Annotated in this window: 10 protein-coding genes; 9 read left to right on the top strand and 1 reads right to left on the bottom strand. The window is 34.1% G+C overall.

What is annotated here, in order from left to right; translation table 11 throughout:
- Window positions 1-32: 32 nt before the first annotated feature.
- From rpoB to ACU68U_RS03995, 8 genes are read left to right on the top strand one after another with little or no spacing between them, the layout of a single operon-like run.
- A complete protein-coding gene (gene rpoB / locus ACU68U_RS04030; protein WP_154272221.1) occupies window positions 33-3,587 on the top strand; it encodes a DNA-directed RNA polymerase subunit beta in 3,555 nt (1,184 codons plus the stop codon).
- A 16-nt stretch (window positions 3,588-3,603) separates the two neighbouring features.
- Window positions 3,604-7,212, top strand: coding sequence for a DNA-directed RNA polymerase subunit beta' (gene rpoC, locus ACU68U_RS04025; protein WP_446762815.1), 3,609 nt, complete (start codon window positions 3,604-3,606; stop codon window positions 7,210-7,212).
- A 60-nt stretch (window positions 7,213-7,272) separates the two neighbouring features.
- The gene (locus ACU68U_RS04020; protein ID WP_446762803.1) at window positions 7,273-8,109 is read left to right on the top strand and encodes an energy-coupling factor transporter ATPase; all 837 of its coding nucleotides are present in this window, start codon (window positions 7,273-7,275) and stop codon (window positions 8,107-8,109) included.
- Window positions 8,110-8,114: 5 nt separating this feature from the next.
- Window positions 8,115-8,966, top strand: coding sequence for an energy-coupling factor transporter ATPase (locus ACU68U_RS04015; protein WP_094203907.1), 852 nt, complete (start codon window positions 8,115-8,117; stop codon window positions 8,964-8,966).
- Entirely contained in the window at window positions 8,963-9,760 is a 798-nt protein-coding gene (locus tag ACU68U_RS04010) for an energy-coupling factor transporter transmembrane component T family protein (RefSeq protein ID WP_446762802.1), read from the top strand. The genes ACU68U_RS04015 and ACU68U_RS04010 overlap by 4 nt, the downstream gene beginning before the upstream one ends.
- A complete protein-coding gene (gene truA, locus ACU68U_RS04005) occupies window positions 9,757-10,491 on the top strand; it encodes a tRNA pseudouridine(38-40) synthase TruA (RefSeq protein ID WP_446762801.1) in 735 nt (244 codons plus the stop codon). The genes ACU68U_RS04010 and truA overlap by 4 nt, the downstream gene beginning before the upstream one ends.
- A gap of 12 nt (window positions 10,492-10,503) precedes the next feature.
- Entirely contained in the window at window positions 10,504-12,084 is a 1,581-nt protein-coding gene (locus ACU68U_RS04000) for an ABC transporter permease subunit (RefSeq protein ID WP_274983538.1), read from the top strand.
- Window positions 12,074-12,814 (top strand): amino acid ABC transporter ATP-binding protein, encoded by a 741-nt coding sequence (locus ACU68U_RS03995; protein ID WP_154271615.1) that lies wholly within the window; start codon window positions 12,074-12,076, stop codon window positions 12,812-12,814. The genes ACU68U_RS04000 and ACU68U_RS03995 overlap by 11 nt, the downstream gene beginning before the upstream one ends.
- A gap of 40 nt (window positions 12,815-12,854) precedes the next feature.
- Here ACU68U_RS03995 and ACU68U_RS03990 read toward each other — a convergent pair whose 3' ends face one another.
- Window positions 12,855-15,986, bottom strand: coding sequence for a lectin like domain-containing protein (locus tag ACU68U_RS03990; RefSeq protein WP_446762800.1), 3,132 nt, complete (start codon window positions 15,984-15,986; stop codon window positions 12,855-12,857).
- A gap of 381 nt (window positions 15,987-16,367) precedes the next feature.
- On the opposite strand from ACU68U_RS03990, the gene ACU68U_RS03985 reads away from it, so the two are divergent.
- Entirely contained in the window at window positions 16,368-18,734 is a 2,367-nt protein-coding gene (locus ACU68U_RS03985; RefSeq protein WP_154272215.1) for a lectin like domain-containing protein, read from the top strand.
- The last annotated feature ends 14 nt before the right edge of the window (window positions 18,735-18,748 follow it).

The following is an 18,748-nucleotide window of genomic DNA, read 5'->3' as shown; positions in this document are numbered from 1 at the left end:
AGGAGTTTAAGATAGTATAAGGGGTGAAGTATATGCATACTGAAAAGTATGGAGTAACGGACAGAGTTAGCTTTTCTAGGAACAAAAATGTTTTGGGACTTCCAAATCTTATTGGTATTCAAACTGACAGTTTCGATTGGTTTGTAAAAAAAGGTATTAAGGAAGTTTTTGAAGATATTAGTCCTATAAAAGATTATGCGGGAAGTCTTGTTTTGGAATTTGTGGATTATTATTTTGAGGAAAATCCAAAATATACAATCCAAGAGGCAAAAGACAGAGATACTAACTATTCTTGCCCGTTAAAAGTGAAAGTAAGATTAATTAACACCGACACAGAAGAAGTAAAAGAACAAGAAGTTTTTATGGGTGATTTCCCTTTGATGACAGACAGCGGTACATTTATCATCAATGGTGCTGAAAGGGTAATTGTAAGCCAACTTGTAAGAAGTCCTGGTGTTTACTTCGCCGAAGAAATTGATAAATCAGGTAACAGCAACTTCGCATCTACAGTTATTCCAAACAGAGGTGCTTGGCTTGAAATGGATACTGATGCAAGTGGTGTAGTGAATATTAGAATCGACAGAACTAGAAAACTACCTGTTACTACATTACTTAGAGCTTTATTATTTGACACTGATGAAGAAATAATTGAAGCTATGGGAGATTCTGAAATTTTAAGAAAAACTCTCGAAAAAGAAATTTCAAAAGACAGAGAAAGTGCTTTAATTGAAATTTATAAGAAATTAAAACCGGGAGATCCTGCATCTTTAGAAAGTGCAGAACCTTTGATAAATAATATGTTCTTCGACAGTAGAAGATACGACTTAGCAAAGGTAGGACGTTACAAATTCAATAAAAAATTATCTTTGAGAGACAGAATTACTAATCAAAAAGCAAAAGAAGATGTTGTAGATACATCAACAGGAGAAATATTAGCTACTGCAGGAGATTTGATTACTGAAGAAATGGCAATCGAAATCGAAAACGCAGGCATAAATGTTGTTGATGTTATCGGACACGAAGGTCAAAGTGTTCGTGTTATTGGTAACCACTTTGTCGATTTGGATAGTTTTGGTTTGGATATGGATTTATCTGATTTGAATTTGTCAGAAAAAGTTTATTATCCTATTATGGAAAAAATCTTGGAAGAAAATGATGACGAAAAATCAATCAGAAGAGCAATTGAAGAAAATGTTCACCAATTATCTCCAATTCATATAATCCATTCAGATATTTTGGCATCCATTAATTACGAATTCAACTTATTCTTTGGAATTGGTTCAACTGATGATATCGACCATTTAGGTAACAGACGTGTAAGAACTATTGGTGAATTGTTGCAAAATCAATTTAGAATTGGTTTATCAAGAATGGAAAGAGTTGTAAGAGAAAGAATGAGTACACAAGACCCAGACTTGGCAACTCCACAATCATTAATAAACGTTCGTCCAGTTACTGCAGCAATCAAAGAGTTCTTTGGTTCAAGTCAGTTGTCACAATTCATGGAACAAACAAACCCATTGGCAGAACTTACTCACAAGAGAAGATTGTCAGCTTTAGGACCAGGTGGTTTGTCAAGAGACAGAGCAGGCGTTGAAGTTCGTGACGTTCACGACTCTCACTATGGTAGAATCTGTCCAATAGAAACACCAGAAGGACCAAACATCGGTCTTATAACTTCCATGACAACTTATTCTACTACTAATGAATATGGATTCTTAGAAACTCCATACAGACGTGTTGACAAAGAAACTGGAGAAGTTACTGAAGATATTGTTTATTTGACAGCTGATGAAGAAGATAAATATATAATTGCACAAGCGAACGAACCATTGGATGAAAACTCTAGATTTGTAAATGAAAGAGTTTCTGGTCGTGGTATCAACGGCGAAAATGATATTTATCCAAGAGAACTTATCGACTACATGGACGTTAGTCCGCAACAAATCGTATCTGTAGGTACAGCTATGATTCCTTTCTTGGAAAACGACGATGCTACTCGTGCATTGATGGGCTCAAACATGCAAAGACAAGCAGTTCCATTGTTGGCAACTCAAGCACCAATTATCGGTACTGGAATTGAACACAAAGCTGCTAAGGACTCTGGTGTAGTAGTTAAAGCAAAACACAAAGGTACAGTTACAAAAGTTTCTTCTGATATGATTGAAATAACTCGTGATGAAGATAGAAAAGTTGACAAGTACACTATTCGTAAATTTAAAAAGGCAAACCAAGGTACAACTTTCAACCAAAGACCTATCGTAAATAAAGGGGACAAGGTTGATGTTGATGATATAATCGCAGACGGTCCAAGTACAAACATGGGAGAAATGGCTTTAGGTAAGAACATTCTCATTGCATTCATGACTTGGGAAGGATACAACTACGAAGATGCGATGTTATTAAACGAAAAATTAGTTGTTGATGATGTATTGACATCAGTTCATATAGAAGAACACGAATCAGAAGCTCGTGAAACAAAATTAGGCGCTGAAGAAATCACTAAAGATATTCCAAATGTCGGAGAAGATATGAGAAAGAATCTTGATGATGAAGGAATTATTAGAATTGGTGCTGAAGTAAAATCAGGAGATATTTTAGTTGGTAAAGTTACTCCAAAAGGAGAAACAGAATTATCTGCTGAAGAAAGATTATTGAGAGCTATATTTGGCGAAAAAGCTAGAGAAGTAAGAGACACTTCATTGAGAGTTCCTCATGGCGAATCAGGTGTTGTTGTTGATGTTAAAACTTATTCAAGAGCAAACGGCGATGAATTATCACCAGGTGTTAACAAGGTAGTTAGAGTATACGTGGCTACTAAGAGAAAAATCATGGTTGGGGATAAAATGTGTGGTCGTCACGGTAACAAAGGTGTCGTTTCAAGAATTATGCCAGAAGAAGACATGCCATACTTACCGGATGGTACACCAGTTCAAGTAGTTCTTAACCCATTAGGGGTACCAAGTCGTATGAACATCGGACAAGTACTTGAAGTTCATTTGGGACTTGCAGCTAGTAAATTAGGTTGGAAAGTTGCTACACCAGTATTTGATGGTGCAAGTGACATTGAAATAGAAGATGCTTTGGAAGAAGCAGGATATCCAAAGACAGGAAAGATTTGGTTAAGAGATGGTAGAAGTGGAGAATACTTCGACAACCCAGTAACTGTAGGATACATGTATATGTTGAAACTACACCACATGGTTGCAGAAAAAATCCACGCTAGATCAACTGGACCATACTCTCTTGTAACTCAACAACCATTGGGTGGTAAAGCTCAATTTGGTGGTCAAAGATTTGGAGAAATGGAAGTTTGGGCATTAGAAGCATATGGTGCAGCTCATACTCTTCAAGAAATTTTAACTGTAAAATCAGATGATGTTGTAGGTCGTGTTAAAACTTACGAAGCTATTATTAAGGGCGAAAACATTCCTGAACCAGGAATTCCAGAATCATTCAAAGTTTTAATTAAAGAACTTCAATCATTATCTTTGGATGTTAAATTACTTGATGAAAATAATGAAGAAGTCGAATTGATAGAAGAAGACGATGATTCTACAGAATTCGGCAGCGATGATAGACTATAAGAAAGGAGAGGGCTCCTTGGTACAAAAAAATACTTTTGAAGCTATGAAAATTGGTTTGGCTTCACCAGACAAAATCAGACAATGGTCTTGGGGAGAAGTTAAAAAACCAGAAACTATAAATTATAGAACACTAAAACCTGAAAAAGAAGGTTTATTCTGTGAAAAAATATTTGGACCTACAAAAGATTACGAATGTAATTGTGGTAAATACAAAAGAATAAGATACAAGGGTATTGTATGCGAGAAATGTGGTGTAGAAGTTACTAAATCAAAAGTTAGACGTGAAAGAATGGGACACATTGAACTTGCAACTCCTGTAAGTCATATCTGGTATTTCAAAGGAATTCCATCACGTATGGGATTGTTATTGGATATGAGTCCTAGAGCACTTGAAAAAGTTCTTTATTTTGCATCATTTGTAGTAATAGATCCAGGTAAAACTGATTTATACGAAAAACAATTATTAACTGAACAAGAATACGAAGAATACTGTGATAAGTACGAAGAAGATGTTGATTTCAGAGCCAAAATGGGAGCTGAAGCAATCAAAGAACTTCTTCAAAAAATAGACTTACAAGAAGAATACAAAAATTTAACTGAAACTTTCGAAGGGGCAACTGGACAAAAGAAAGTTAGGATTTTAAGAAGACTTGAAGTTGTAGAAGCATTCATTGAATCAAAGAATGATCCTTCATGGATGATTATGGATGTAATCCCAGTTATTCCACCGGATATCAGACCAATGGTACAACTTGAAGGTGGAAGATTTGCTACTAGTGATTTGAATGATTTATACAGAAGGGTTATTAACAGAAATAATCGTCTAAAAAGATTATTGGACATTGGATCTCCTGAAATCATTGTAAGAAACGAAAAAAGAATGCTTCAAGAAGCAGTAGATGCACTTATAGATAATGGTAGACGTGGTAAACCTGTAACAGGACCTGGTAACAGACCGTTAAAGAGTTTGTCAGATATGCTTAAAGGTAAATCTGGTCGTTTCAGACAAAACTTGTTAGGTAAGAGAGTTGACTATTCTGGTCGTTCAGTAATAGTTATCGGACCAAACTTGAAATTCTATCAATGCGGTCTTCCTAAGAAAATGGCTCTTGAATTGTTCAAACCATTTGTAATTAGAGAATTAGTTAAAAGAGAAATTTCACATAACGTTAAGAATGCTAAGAAATTAGTTGAAAGAGAAAACGACAAAGTGTGGGATGTTTTGGAAGATATTATAGTCGATCATCCAGTATTGTTAAACCGTGCACCGACATTGCACAGACTTGGTATTCAAGCATTTGAACCAATATTAGTTGAAGGAAAAGCTATCAAACTTCACCCATTAGTATGTACTGCATACAATGCGGACTTTGACGGTGACCAAATGGCAGTCCATTTGCCACTATCTCCAGAGGCACAAGCAGAAGCTAGACTTTTGATGTTAAGTACGAACAACATTCTTGCACCAAAAGATGGTAAGCCAATCACGACTCCTTCACAAGATATGGTATTGGGCTCATTCTATATGACTACAAGAAAAGAAGGTCAAAAAGGACAAGGCCTAATCTTCAAAGATATAGATGAAATGATGTTAGCTTATGCAATGCATTATGTAACATTGCAAACAATAGTAAAAGTTAAACGTGACAGTGTGAATAACGATGGTACAAGTAAAATTGTAGAAAGCACTGTTGGTAGATTTATCTTCAACGAAGGAATCCCTCAAGATTTGGGTATGGTGAACAGAGAAGAAGATCCATATTCACTTGAAGTTGATTTGCAAGTAGACAAGAAAATGCTATCTAAAATCATCGATTTAACTTTCAGAAAATATGGAAATATTAGAACTGCTGAATTGTTAGATTACATCAAATCTATGGGATACAAGTATTCTACAATTGGTGCGTTGACAATATCAATGGGAGATATTACAATTCCAGATTCAAAGAAAGTTATCATTGAACAATCTGAACAAAGAATTGATATGGTTCAAGATATCTATCTTCAAGGGGATATTACAAACGAAGAAAGATACAAGAAAGTTATCGAAATTTGGGAACAATGTATTAAAGATGTAACTAAAGCATTGATGACAAACCTTCCTGCTGATAATAACTTGAATATAATGGCCGTTTCTGGAGCCCGTGGTAGTGAAAACCAAATCAGACAATTAGGTGGTATGCGTGGTCTTATGTCCGATACTGCTGGTAATACAATCGAAATTCCTATCACATCAAACTTCCGTGAAGGTCTTTCAGTACAAGAGTTCTTTATTTCAACACACGGTTCAAGAAAAGGTCTATCAGATACAGCGCTTAGAACTGCAGACTCTGGATATTTGACAAGAAGACTTGTAGATGTATCGCAAGATGTAATCATAACTGAAGATGATTGTGGTACTGATGAATATATAGTTGCAAAAGAAATCAAAGACGGTAACAGACAAGTTGAAGATTTGAAATCTAGAATTATTGGTAGATACGCATTCGAAGATATTCTCGATTTGGATACTGGAGAAATCATAGTTCATAAAAATGATATGATCAATGAAGCTATTGCGGAAAGAATAGAATCAAAAGGTATCAAAGAAGTTAAGGTAAGAAGTGTTCTTGGATGTAAGATGAAACACGGTGTTTGTGCTAAATGTTACGGTAGAAACTTAGCTACTGGTAAGCCTGTAAACATTGGTGAAGCAGTTGGTATAATTGCCGCACAATCAATAGGTGAACCAGGTACACAATTGACAATGAGAACTTTCCACTCAGGTGGTATCGCCGGAGTAGGAATCACATCAGGTCTTCCTAGAGTTGAAGAATTATTTGAAGCTCGTAAACCAAAAGGACTTGCTTACATTACTGAAATAGAAGGTACTGTAAAAATCCAAGAAAACAAAAAGAGAAATGATGTTATCGTAACTGCTGAAGACGGCGAAGAAAAAGTTTATCAAATTCCATACGGCGCTCACATTAGAGTTAACGACGGAGATCATGTTGAAAAGGGAGAACCATTAACAGAAGGTTCAATCAATCCACAAGATATTCTTAGAGTTAACGGGGCTGAAGGCGTTCGTGATTATATAATTAGAGAAGTTCAAAAAGTTTACAGATTACAAGGTGTAGACATTGACGATAAGCACATTGAAATAATAATCAGACAAATGATGAGCAAAATTAAAATCGAAGAAAGCGGAGATTCAGGGTTCTTATCAGGTAGTGTAGTAGATGCGAGAGATTTCAAGATGACTAATGAACAACTTGTCAAAGAAGGAAAAACTCCTGCAACAGGAACTCATTCACTAATGGGTATCACAAAAGCATCACTTGCAACTGAAAGTTTCTTATCTGCAGCATCATTCCAAGAAACTACAAGAGTATTAACAGAAACATCTATTAAAGGAAAAGTTGATCACTTAATAGGCTTAAAAGAAAATGTAATAATTGGTAAACTAATACCTGCCGGTACAGGAATAGCAAAATATGACAGAATTGAAGTAGATTATGACGGTAAAGCTGAAGAAGATATGATTGAAGCTGAAAAAGCACAAGAAATAAATGAATCTGAAGTAGAGGAAGAATCTACAGTAAAATCTGGAAATTACGAATTATTACAAGATGAAGATAAATAATATTTAAGAATTAAGGGATGTGTATTAGCATCCCTTTTTTTATAAAATTGAGGAGTTTTGATGAAAAAGGATACAAACATCATAGAAATAAAAAACTTAAGTTTTCAATATGAAGGTTCATCAAAAAAAGTATTAAAAAACTTAAACATAGATATTAAAGAGGGAGAATTCATCTGCGTATTAGGCCACAACGGATCTGGGAAGTCTACATTAGCAAAACTCATTAATGCTCAATATATTCCAACAGAAGGGGATATTTTAGTTGGGAATATGAATACAAAAGATGATGATAGCTTGTGGGATATTCGTGAAATGTGTGGGATGGTATTCCAAAATCCTGACAACCAATTGGTAGCGACAATCGTTGAAGAGGACGTGGCATTTGGGCCTGAAAATTTGGGAGTTCCAAGAGAAGAACTTCGCAAGAGAGTAGATGAATGTCTTGAACTTGTGGGAATGAGTGAGTACAAGCGACATTCACCAGCACTATTATCTGGAGGTCAAAAACAAAGAATTGCTATTGCAGGCATATTAGCAATGAATCCAAAGTGTTTATTAATGGATGAACCAACGGCAATGCTCGATCCACAAGGACGAAAAGACATATTAGATACTGTGTTGAAATTAAGAGAAATGGGCAAAACTATAATCCATATTACTCATTACATGGAAGAATGTGTAAATGCAGACAGAATAATCGTGATCAATGAAGGAAATGTAGTTCTAGAAGGAACTCCTAGGAAAGTTTTCTCAAATGTTGTACAAATGAAAGAAATTGGCCTAGATGTTCCAGAACCTACAGAAATAAGCTACCTTTTAAATAAATCAAATATAAATGTCAGAGCTGATGTCCTTACTGTAGACGAACTCGTTGAAGCTTTGGAGAGTGTTAGGTGATAGATATGAAGATAGAATGCAAAAATTTAGAACATATTTATAACAAATCAAATCCATTTGAAAAAGTAGCCCTCAAAGATATCAATTTAGAGATAAATCTTGGAGAATTTATTGGAATTATAGGACACACTGGAAGCGGCAAATCAACACTAGCACAACATTTGAATGGATTATTGGAACCAACAGGTGGCGATGTTTTGGTTGACGGAATATCAACCAAGACAAAAGTAAAAACAGATATAAGAAAAAATGTTGGATTAGTATTCCAATATCCAGAGTATCAACTGTTTGAAGAAACTTGCTACAAAGACATTGAATTTGGTCCGAAAAATTTGGGGCTTACAGATGAAGAAATCAAAGAACGTGTAGAGTGGGCTTGCGATGCTGTTGGATTAGATGTTGAACACATGAAAGAAAAATCACCATTTGAATTATCTGGCGGACAAAAAAGAAGAGTAGCAATCGCCGGTGTTTTGGCGATGAAACCAAAATTTTTAGTACTAGATGAACCAACTGCAGGGCTCGATCCATTGGGACGCGATATGATTTTAAATCAAATAAAACAACTTTTTGAAAGAGAAGACATGACAGTTATTTTGGTAAGCCATAGCATGGAAGATATCGCAAAACTTTGCAACAGAGTAATTGTTATCGACAAAAGTCAGATCTTTATGGATGATAAGCCGGAAGTTGTGTTTAGCAAAGAAAAAGAGCTAAAAGAAATTGGACTTAGCATCCCACAATCGACACAAGTTGTGAGAAGATTGAAAGAAAAAGGACTAGATGTCAAAACGGATTGCTTGAATGTTGAACAAGCTTATGAAAGCATAAAAAAAGCTATGGAGGCAAAATCATGATAAAAGATATAACAGTTGGTCAATATTTTGCATCTGATAGTATTATTCACAAGCTTGATCCAAGAGTAAAGGTAACATTTGTATTTTTATATATTATTGCGATATTTCTTATAAGTAAACTTTGGGTATACGCACCTGTATTGGTGTTCCTAATAGCTATAATCAAAATTTCAAAAATAAAACCAAATTTTGTATTCAAAGGAGTTAAACCACTTCTCCCAATTATTTTGTTGACATTTATACTTAACGTATTGATGACACCGGGTGAAGTTGTTTGGAAATGGAAAATATTTACTGTTACAAAATCCGGATTGAACTTGGGATTTTTTATGGCATTTAGATTGATATTCTTGGTTTTAGGTACGAGTTTATTGACCTTGACAACATCACCAATCGAATTGACAGATGCTATGGAAAAAATGCTTCATCCTTTTGCTAAAATAGGATTTCCTGCTCATCAATTTGCAATGATGATGACAATAGCACTTAGGTTTATTCCGACACTATTTGAAGAAACAGACAAAATAATGAAAGCTCAAATGGCTAGAGGCGCAGATTTTGAATCGGGAAATATAATCAAGAGAGCTAAAAACCTCGTACCACTTCTAGTTCCACTGTTTATAAATGCTTTAAAAATAGCAGGAGAACTTGCAATAGCCATGGAAGCTAGATGTTATCGTGGAGGAGAAGGAAGGACAAGACTTAATGAATTATCGTATCAAAAACGAGATTTCATAGCTTATGGAGTTATTATTTTATTATTCATTTTAATTATTGTGAGTAGAATAATATGAAAAACATAAAATTGACAGTTCAATATGACGGTTCAAAATTTTACGGATGGCAGAAGTTGAATGATTTGCCATCCGTACAATTAGAAATAGAAAAAGCAGTGACAAAAATGGTTAATCAACCAGTCAAAATAAATGGAGCTGGAAGAACTGACAAAGGAGTTCATGCAAAAGGTCAAGTATGTAACTTCATTGTTGACACAGATATTTCAGCAAACCAATTTCTAATGGGAGTCAACCACTTCACGAGTGATTCAATTGTCATAGTAAAATCAGAAGAAGTGGATTTGGATTTTCATGCGAGATTTAGTGCAAAATCAAAGACATATAAATACATTTTATGCAACAAATACTATATGGAGCCTTGGTTTAATGATTATAAGGGTCACAGAAAATACTACTTAGATTTTGATTTGTTGCTAAAATGCAGAGATATACTCATTGGAAAACATGATTTTACATCATTCGTTAATGATTTGGAAGAAGATACGAATCCAATTAGAACTATTGATGAGATTACAATCGAAAGAATAGACGACGATATTGTATTTACATTTAAGGCGGAAAGCTTTCTTAGGAATATGGTTAGAATTTTGGTTGGAAGCATGGTTGATGTAGCCAGAGGGAGAAAAAGCATAGAATGGCTTAAAAATGCTTTGGAAAATAAAGACAGACAGTCTGCAGGAATTACGATTGAACCTTGTGGATTGTATTTAATGGATATCGAATATTAAAAGGGGGAGTAAATGAAAAACTTTACCAGAAAACTCATCAGCGTACTTATGATACTAATGATGATGTTTGTTTTCATTGACACCGAATCTTTTGCAGAAAAAGATACATTTGTAATAGGAATGGAGGCGAACTACGCACCGTTTAACTGGTCACAATCGACAGATGAAAATGGAGCCTATCCTATTGAAAACAGCAAGGGTGAATATGCAAACGGATACGACTTGCAAATAGCTAAAAAAATCGCCGACAGTTTGGGCAAGAAATTAGTTGTAGTAAAAATGGAGTGGGACGGACTTGCACCGGCAGTTATGAGCGGAAAAGTTGATGCGATAATTGCAGGAATGAGTCCAACAAAAGAAAGAAAAGAACAAATTGATTTTTCGGATACTTATTACAGTTCTGATTTGGTAATTGTAACAAAAAAAGACAGTAAATATATCAAAGCAAAATCATTAAATGATTTAAAAGATTTTAAAATTACTGGTCAATTGAACACATTCCACTATACAGTAATTGATCAAATCAAAGATTGCGACAAACTACCAGCAATGGAAAGTTTTCCATCAATGCTGTCTGCAGTTTTGGCGGAGAAGATAGATGGATATGTGGCCGAAAAACCACAAGCATTAAGTGCAGAAGCATCTAATGCTGAGCTTTCATACATTGAATTTGAAAAAGGTTCGGGATTTGAAACATCAGCTGAAGATACATCAATTGCAATCGGTGTGAAGAAAAATTCTGATTTGACAGAAAAAATCAATGAAGCTTTGAAGAAAATAAGTCCAGAAGAAAGAGATAAGTTGATGCAGGAAATGGTAAGATTGAACGTGGAAAAAGACCAACCACAAGGATTCTTATCAAAAGTAAAAAGCATTTTTAATGAATACGGATCACTTTTCTTAAAAGGTGCTTTGATGACATTGTTTATAGCCAGTGTATCGACAATTATTGGATTTCTAATCGGAATACTGGTTGCAGTTATTAGAAATATGAAACTAGATAAAGATAAAAATAAATTCACTTATTATCTTCACAAAGTTATCAATTTTATTCTAGCTTGCTATGTTGAAATATTCAGAGGAACACCAATGATGGTACAATCAATGTTGATTTATTTTGGAGCCAAATTATATCTTGGAATAGACATGGCGCCAATTAGTGCAGCTTTGTTCATTGTTAGTGTCAACACAGGAGCTTATTTGTCTGAAGTTGTACGTGGTGGAATTAACTCTGTGGATGTCGGACAAATGGAAGCTTGTAAGGCTTTGGGAATGACACACGGTCAATCCATGATTAATGTAATTTTGCCACAAGCAATCAAAAATATTTTGCCTTCTATAGGAAATGAGTTTGTAATCAACATTAAGGATACATCGGTATTGAACGTAATCAGTGTTACAGAATTATTCTTCGTATCTAAATCAATTGCAGGCTCAACGTATAATATATTTGAAACTTATGCAGTTACTTGCATTATATATTTCGTGTTGACATTCTCTTTAACAAGACTTTTATTATTTATTGAAAAGAAATCAAATAACAGAGAATACGTAATGGAAGCTACTACTGGAGGAATGTTCAATGGAAAATAAAATAATAGAATTACAGCATTTGAAAAAAAGTTACGACGGAGTAGAAGTTCTAAAAGATATCAACTTTACGATATCAAAAGGAGAAGTTCTATCTATAATCGGATCATCAGGTTCTGGTAAGTCTACTATGTTAAGATGCATCAATTTACTTGAAAAACCAACAGGTGGAGATATTTTATATCATGGAGAATCCATACTTTCTTCCAAATTTAATCAAAATAAATTCAGATCTAAAGTAGGTATGGTATTTCAACAATTTTATTTGTTTGAAAACATGAGTGTAATGGATAATTGCACTGTCGCTCAAATCAAAGTTTTGAATAGAGACAAGGAATCGGCTGTTAAAGAAGCTAAAAAATATTTGGAACTTGTAGGAATGATTGACCATGCACATAAGAAACCAAGCATGTTATCAGGTGGACAAAAACAAAGAGTTGCTATTGCAAGAGCACTGTGTATGAATCCAGAAGTTTTATTGTTTGACGAACCAACATCTGCACTAGATCCTGAAATGGTTAACGACGTATTGCAAGTAATGTCAAAACTTGCAGAATCTGGAATGACAATGGTAGTAGTAACACATGAAATGCAATTCGCAAGAGATGTGTCTACAAGAGTTTGTTTCATGAATGAAGGCTACATCATTGAAGATACAGATCCAAAAACAATGTTCACAAATCCAAAACACGAAAGAGTTAAAGAATTTTTGAAGAATTATTTGAATAACTAAAATAGACGCCCTTTATCACATACGATAAAGGGCGTTAATTTTATCTAATATTTCTAATGTAATTGTGAATTACATAATTGTTGTTATATTTGCTATACAAATTATACGGACTGTAGATTGAATTGAATTGAAGTTTATCTGAACTACCAAATGAAACCTTCAAATCAAACGAAGTGTTTGGATTTGATTCACACCAAGCTTTTACTGTGAAATCTGTTGGTGATGTTGCAGTTTGTTGTTTTATAAACATGGTTGCAACACCATTCGAATCAGTTGTTTTAGTAATTGTTTGATCGAATCCTTTTTGATTTCTAATTCTAATATTTAATTTTAAATTTGCGATTTTCTTGTCGTTTTCATCTGTAGCAAATATTTTAATGTTCGCTGTATCAGTAAGATTATAAGATTTTTTATCTGTTTCGAACTTTAACTTTACGGTTTGTTTTGTTTCAGGTTTGTTTTCAGTATCTTTTACAATAAGTGTTGTATTTGCTGAAGAATTTTTGTAGCCTGTTTTTGAAACTGTGGCTTCAATATAATATCTTCCTGGTTTTTCTGGTCTGAATGTGTAGTAACAATTACCGTAGCTATCAGTTCTAAATCTTTTTTCTTGTTTATTATCATTTTCATCAGTGATGCTTAATACTACATCTGCACCTGAAATTCTTCTTGTATTAGTCTTAGAAGTTACAGTTATCATAGAATTTTGGTTCAATTTGATTTCTGTATTGTCCAAATCAACTTTAGTTTCAAAAGTTATTCTGTTATCTTTTACTTCAAAATTTACATTATCTTCGTTAGTATTGCCTTTTGAATCTGTAGCTGTGATATTTACATCGTAAGTTCCAGCTTCATCTAATTCGTCGGATTTTAAATATAGTATAGATTGTCCACGGTAGTTTGTAGTCAATTCTTTTTCTATTAATTTCTTAGACGGTTTGGTAATTGTGAATTTGACTTTTGCATCTTTTATGTTTCTTTTGTTTGAATCTGTTACTACAGCGGAAATATTATTAGTATTACCTATAGATATTGAATTTCTGTAGACATTGGACTTAATATTTACTGCCATATTGCTTTCAGGGCTGTCACCTTCTACATAAATTACAGCAAAGTTTGAAACGTTTGAACCGTCTTTTGATTTGGCAAATATTTTTACTTTACCTGGATTGTTGCATACAACCATAGCGTTATCTACTGATGCGATGTTTTCGTCCGAACTTTCCCAAGTTATATCGCGGTTTTTGGCATTTGCAGGTAATATTCTAGTATCAATTCTGAATTTGTCGCCTACTTTTGTTTTTTTATAGGAAGGATACATAATAATACTTTGGACTTTGACATCCTTGTCAACACTATCATCAATATTTGGCTTTTCATTTTCTAGTACGTTAACTCTGATGTATTGCAAAATTCTAGGATTGTCTGCAGACTTAACAGTTACATAACATTGTCCGGGACTTAAAGCTCTTATTAATCCAGAATTATCTACAGCACACACATTCGTATTAGAGGATGACCACATCAATTCCTTGTTTGTCGCATTTTCTGGATAAACTTTTGTATTTATTTGAGAATCTTCTCCAACTCTTAAAGTAATATTGTCTTCTGACACTGTGATTTTATTTACTCTAATTTCTTGATCAGGTTCAGGAACATCTGGTTGTGGAGTAGGATCCACTGGATCAGGGTCTGGTGTTGGATTGACATTGGTTCCTGAATAAGGTTTTGTGAAAGCTTTCAAGCATACATTTGCGTTTGCTCTGTTTCTCGCCAAATCAGACCAATTATATCCATCGTTAGAAATAAATGATTGATTGTATCCAGCTCTTGCTCTTGAAGAATATCCGTAAATCATAGATTCAATTGGAATAGGGTAGCTGTAACCAGGAGTTGTAAGTTTTACAATTGGTGCAAAATAAGCTCCTGCATTTATTTTTTGTGGATTGAATTTGACAGTTGTATATCCTGCGTTTTCCACAGTTCCACGTGCAACCAAAACTTTATCATTGAAACCACTATTTCCACCGATATTTGTATTTACATAAATTTCGTATTGGGCACCGTTTGATGGAACGAAGAAACCAACCTCGTCGATTTGGCTAGTTCTACTAACAGGACCAAAAATATTTGAAAACCAACCAGTTTGATTGTAGCCGATGCTATCTGTCATTCCCAAATCATCATAATACCAGATGGATTTATTTCTATCTTTTTCTTTTAAAACAAAAATACAGTTTCCCTTAGAAATGTGAGCATCATAATACGATACATGATAATATCCACCTTGATTTCCCCAACGATCGCCCCAACTATTTTTTACAAGCCAAGCACCATCTCCAGGAGGAGTTATACCGAAATTGTATCTTGAATAATCATCGTCCCATCCTATAATAGTTACAGCGTGATTTTGCCAACCATAACCAGGATTGTAATGACTCATAGTATAGAAATTAGTATAATTTGTGTCACCATTTACAGTTGTGTAAGATGCACCGTATCTCATTATCGCTCTTTTTAATCTGTCACGATCTTGATTATTGTTTACATCTGGAATGTACAAAGCTTCCTTCAATTCCTTTGCTGGAAGTAAATTATAGGGAGAGCTAAAATCGTAAGCAGAATAAGGATCATCTTTTTCCCAAATTGGTCCAGACCATCTTGATAGATAAGCTGCAGCGACTGCTCTTGTACCACCTTGATCAGGACCCCAGTCAAAACCATGAGTGTTTCTCAAATGTTTTTCAGAAAAATCTGTGAATTGACCATTTGTGAGCATATTCGATTCTGCAGAACCATAAGTAGCAAACGCCCAACATGATCCGTTTGGTCCCTGAGCTTTTACTGGAGTAACTCTGTTGTGCTGACGCAAATCGTAGTTTGCAGGAATTCCATAAGCCTTTTGTCTTGGAATGTCTTCTTTTTGATTAAACAAATCGTAGTTTGTATTAACCAAGAAAGGATCTTCGTTTGAACCGTAGTTTTTAGTAGTCTTAGGACTACTCATTTGTCTGCTAAATGCGGGATTACGAGGCGCTTCAGAAAAATCGATTTCTTTTACAGTTAAATCATCGTTTAATTTGAATTTGTTTTGACTTTCTGCAAAACTTGTAGAAAACAGTGATTGCAACGTAAAAACCGCAATAAAAAGCAATAAATTTTTTCTTTTCATATTCAACTCCTTGCAATGATTTTAAATATTAATTCAGGGTTAAAATAGTATACTTAACACTATTAAGAATTAACAACTATATTATACTACTTTTGGAAGAATAAATATATATCTTCGAAAATTCAAAAAAATGATGAATATTGTGATTTTCAGTCATTTAACACTGTAGTATGTTAAAATCCATTTTAAAAAATGTAAATTTTTAAATAATTAATGTAAAATTTCCTTAATAATATAGATTTTTTGAAATTATGTGATATAATAAAATCAACAAATACCAAAAACTAAATTAATAAATATCTAGATTCAAAATAATTTTAAGAATTAGAGCATATTTATTAAGGCTATTAATTTAGTAGCATATTTCAATAGGAGGGCGTTATGAAAATTAAAAAGTTTTTGAGTCTACTACTAGGAACAGTTCTAGTTTCATCGATGTTAGTTACTGGTCCAACGTTTGCAGATGAAAACAAAAATTCTAAACTAGAATTAAGTCCCGTTGAAAATAGTTTTAAAGAAAATTCCAAGGATGACGAATTGTTAATCTCTCCATTGAAGACATCTTACGATTCAGTTCGTTCAGCTTCTAGAGCAGCATTGCCAGCAAAATATGATTTGAGAAAAACTAACAGAGTTTCCTCAGTCAAAAATCAAGGACAAAATGGTTCTTGCTGGACATTTGCTACATATGGTTCCATGGAATCTTATTTAAAATTATTTGGAAAAGAATTTGATTTTAGTGAAAAACACATGAGAAACATGCATGGGTTCGATTGGGGTCCAAATGATGGAGGTAACAGAGATATTGCAACATCATATCTTGCTAGAGGGACAGGTCCGATTTTAGAAAAAGACGATCCTTACGATGCTTACATTAATGTTTCACCTACAAATGTGAAAAGAGCATTTGATTTGGATAAAGTTATTTATCTACCTGATGTTCACAATGCAAATGAAACTAATGTTATCAAACAAGCTATTATGGAATATGGTGGAGTGTATACAACTTTAAGTTCTCAAAAATATTACGAAAAGAAAGAAACTAAAAGTTACTACAATCCTGGAAGCGGAAAAGCAGATCACGCAGGAACAATTGTAGGATGGGATGATAACTTTTCAAAAAATTTATTCCAAGCAAAGGCTCCTGGAGATGGAGCATGGATTGTAAAAAATAGTTGGGGAACAAGCTTCATGGATGGCGGTTACTACTACGTATCGTATTACGATGGTTTCTGTGGAAAATCCAATGCAGTGTTTATTCCTCAAAGGAAAGATCCTAATGCGGTAATTTCACAATACGACGATTTCGGAGCAACAAGAAGTGTTGGATACAATATGCAAGGATACATTGCAAATGTATTTACTTCTAATGAAGATCAAACAATTTACCAAGCGGGTTTATTCACAGTTGCTATGAATACACAATACAAATTGTACATTGTAAGAGATTTACAATCTACAGATGATTTGGCAGCTAAAAGAGAAGAAATCGGCAGCGGTGTGATTGAATACCCAGGATATTACACATTAAATACTACCCAAATCAAAGTAAAAAAAGGCGAAAGATTTGCAATAGTAGCGTACATGGATTCATCAGCTGCTAATTACAAATATCCAATGCCTATTGAAATGCCGATTGCAGATTATGCTTCCAAAGCAAAAGCGCAAGAAGGTCAATCTTATGTTTCATCACAAGGAGACAAATGGACTGATTTGACTAAGGAAGTTAAAAACGCAAATGCTTGTATAAAAGCTATCGGAACTACTGGAGAAGTACTTCCAAGAGATACAGTTCCAGAAGTTGATCCGGATGAAGTAATCGAAGAGCCAACTTCAATCACTGTAAAAGAAGGTAGTCAAGGATTCATTAGCGTTAAGAAAAAAGGAAAACTTCATGCGACAGTTCAACCAGAAAAATTCAACAACGATCCGGTTGTTTTTGAATCATTGGACAAAAATGTTGCAGTTGTTAAAAACGACGGAACAGTTTATCCAGTAAATGTTGGTAATGCAAATATTTTGATAAAAACAGTCGATGGAAAAATTACACAAAGATTTAATCTATTGGTAGCTCCAGAAGGAATTAGAGTTCCTGATAGAAAAATGATTGAGGTAATTGGGGATAATGATTACGATCCAAAAACAGATCCAGATAATACAGAAATCCCAGTTATACCGCCTAAACCACCGATAGATAATCAAGAACTAGATCCTAAAGTTGTTAGAAGTTTGGGAGTATCAGTTCCATCAGTGACTATTAAACAAGGCGATAAGTTTAATTTGGATCCAAAAATTTTAACTTATCCACAAACTGCTACAAGAAATTTTGATTTCAATATAAGTAACCATGACATAATTGACATCGATTCAAAATCAGTGATTACTGCTAAAAAAATCGGAAGAACAAAGTTAGATATCAAAACAAAAGAAGGATTACAAACAAGCATTACAATAATTGTAATACCAAAAGAAAAAGGCGAAATTACTGTAGAAAAATTTGCACCATCTAAAAGACACGCCGGAATATTCACTGTATTTATAGATGCAAAAGAAGGAGACAGAGGATATTCTGGTCCAGCAAAACTAACAGTAAAAAGTGGCAATAGAAAATTAAATAGAACAATATATTTCAACTCAGGTCATGCACAATCTAAATTCCACGGAGGACAATTTGGAGTGTGGAGAAAAGATTTCGAAGCGACTATAACTATTAGAAATCATGAAGAGACAGTAAAATTTGGGTTTTAATCAATAACGGGTAG

Source organism: Finegoldia sp. P3-F-LR, assembly GCF_052932165.1.
This window is presented reverse-complemented; position numbering and strand designations above follow the sequence as displayed.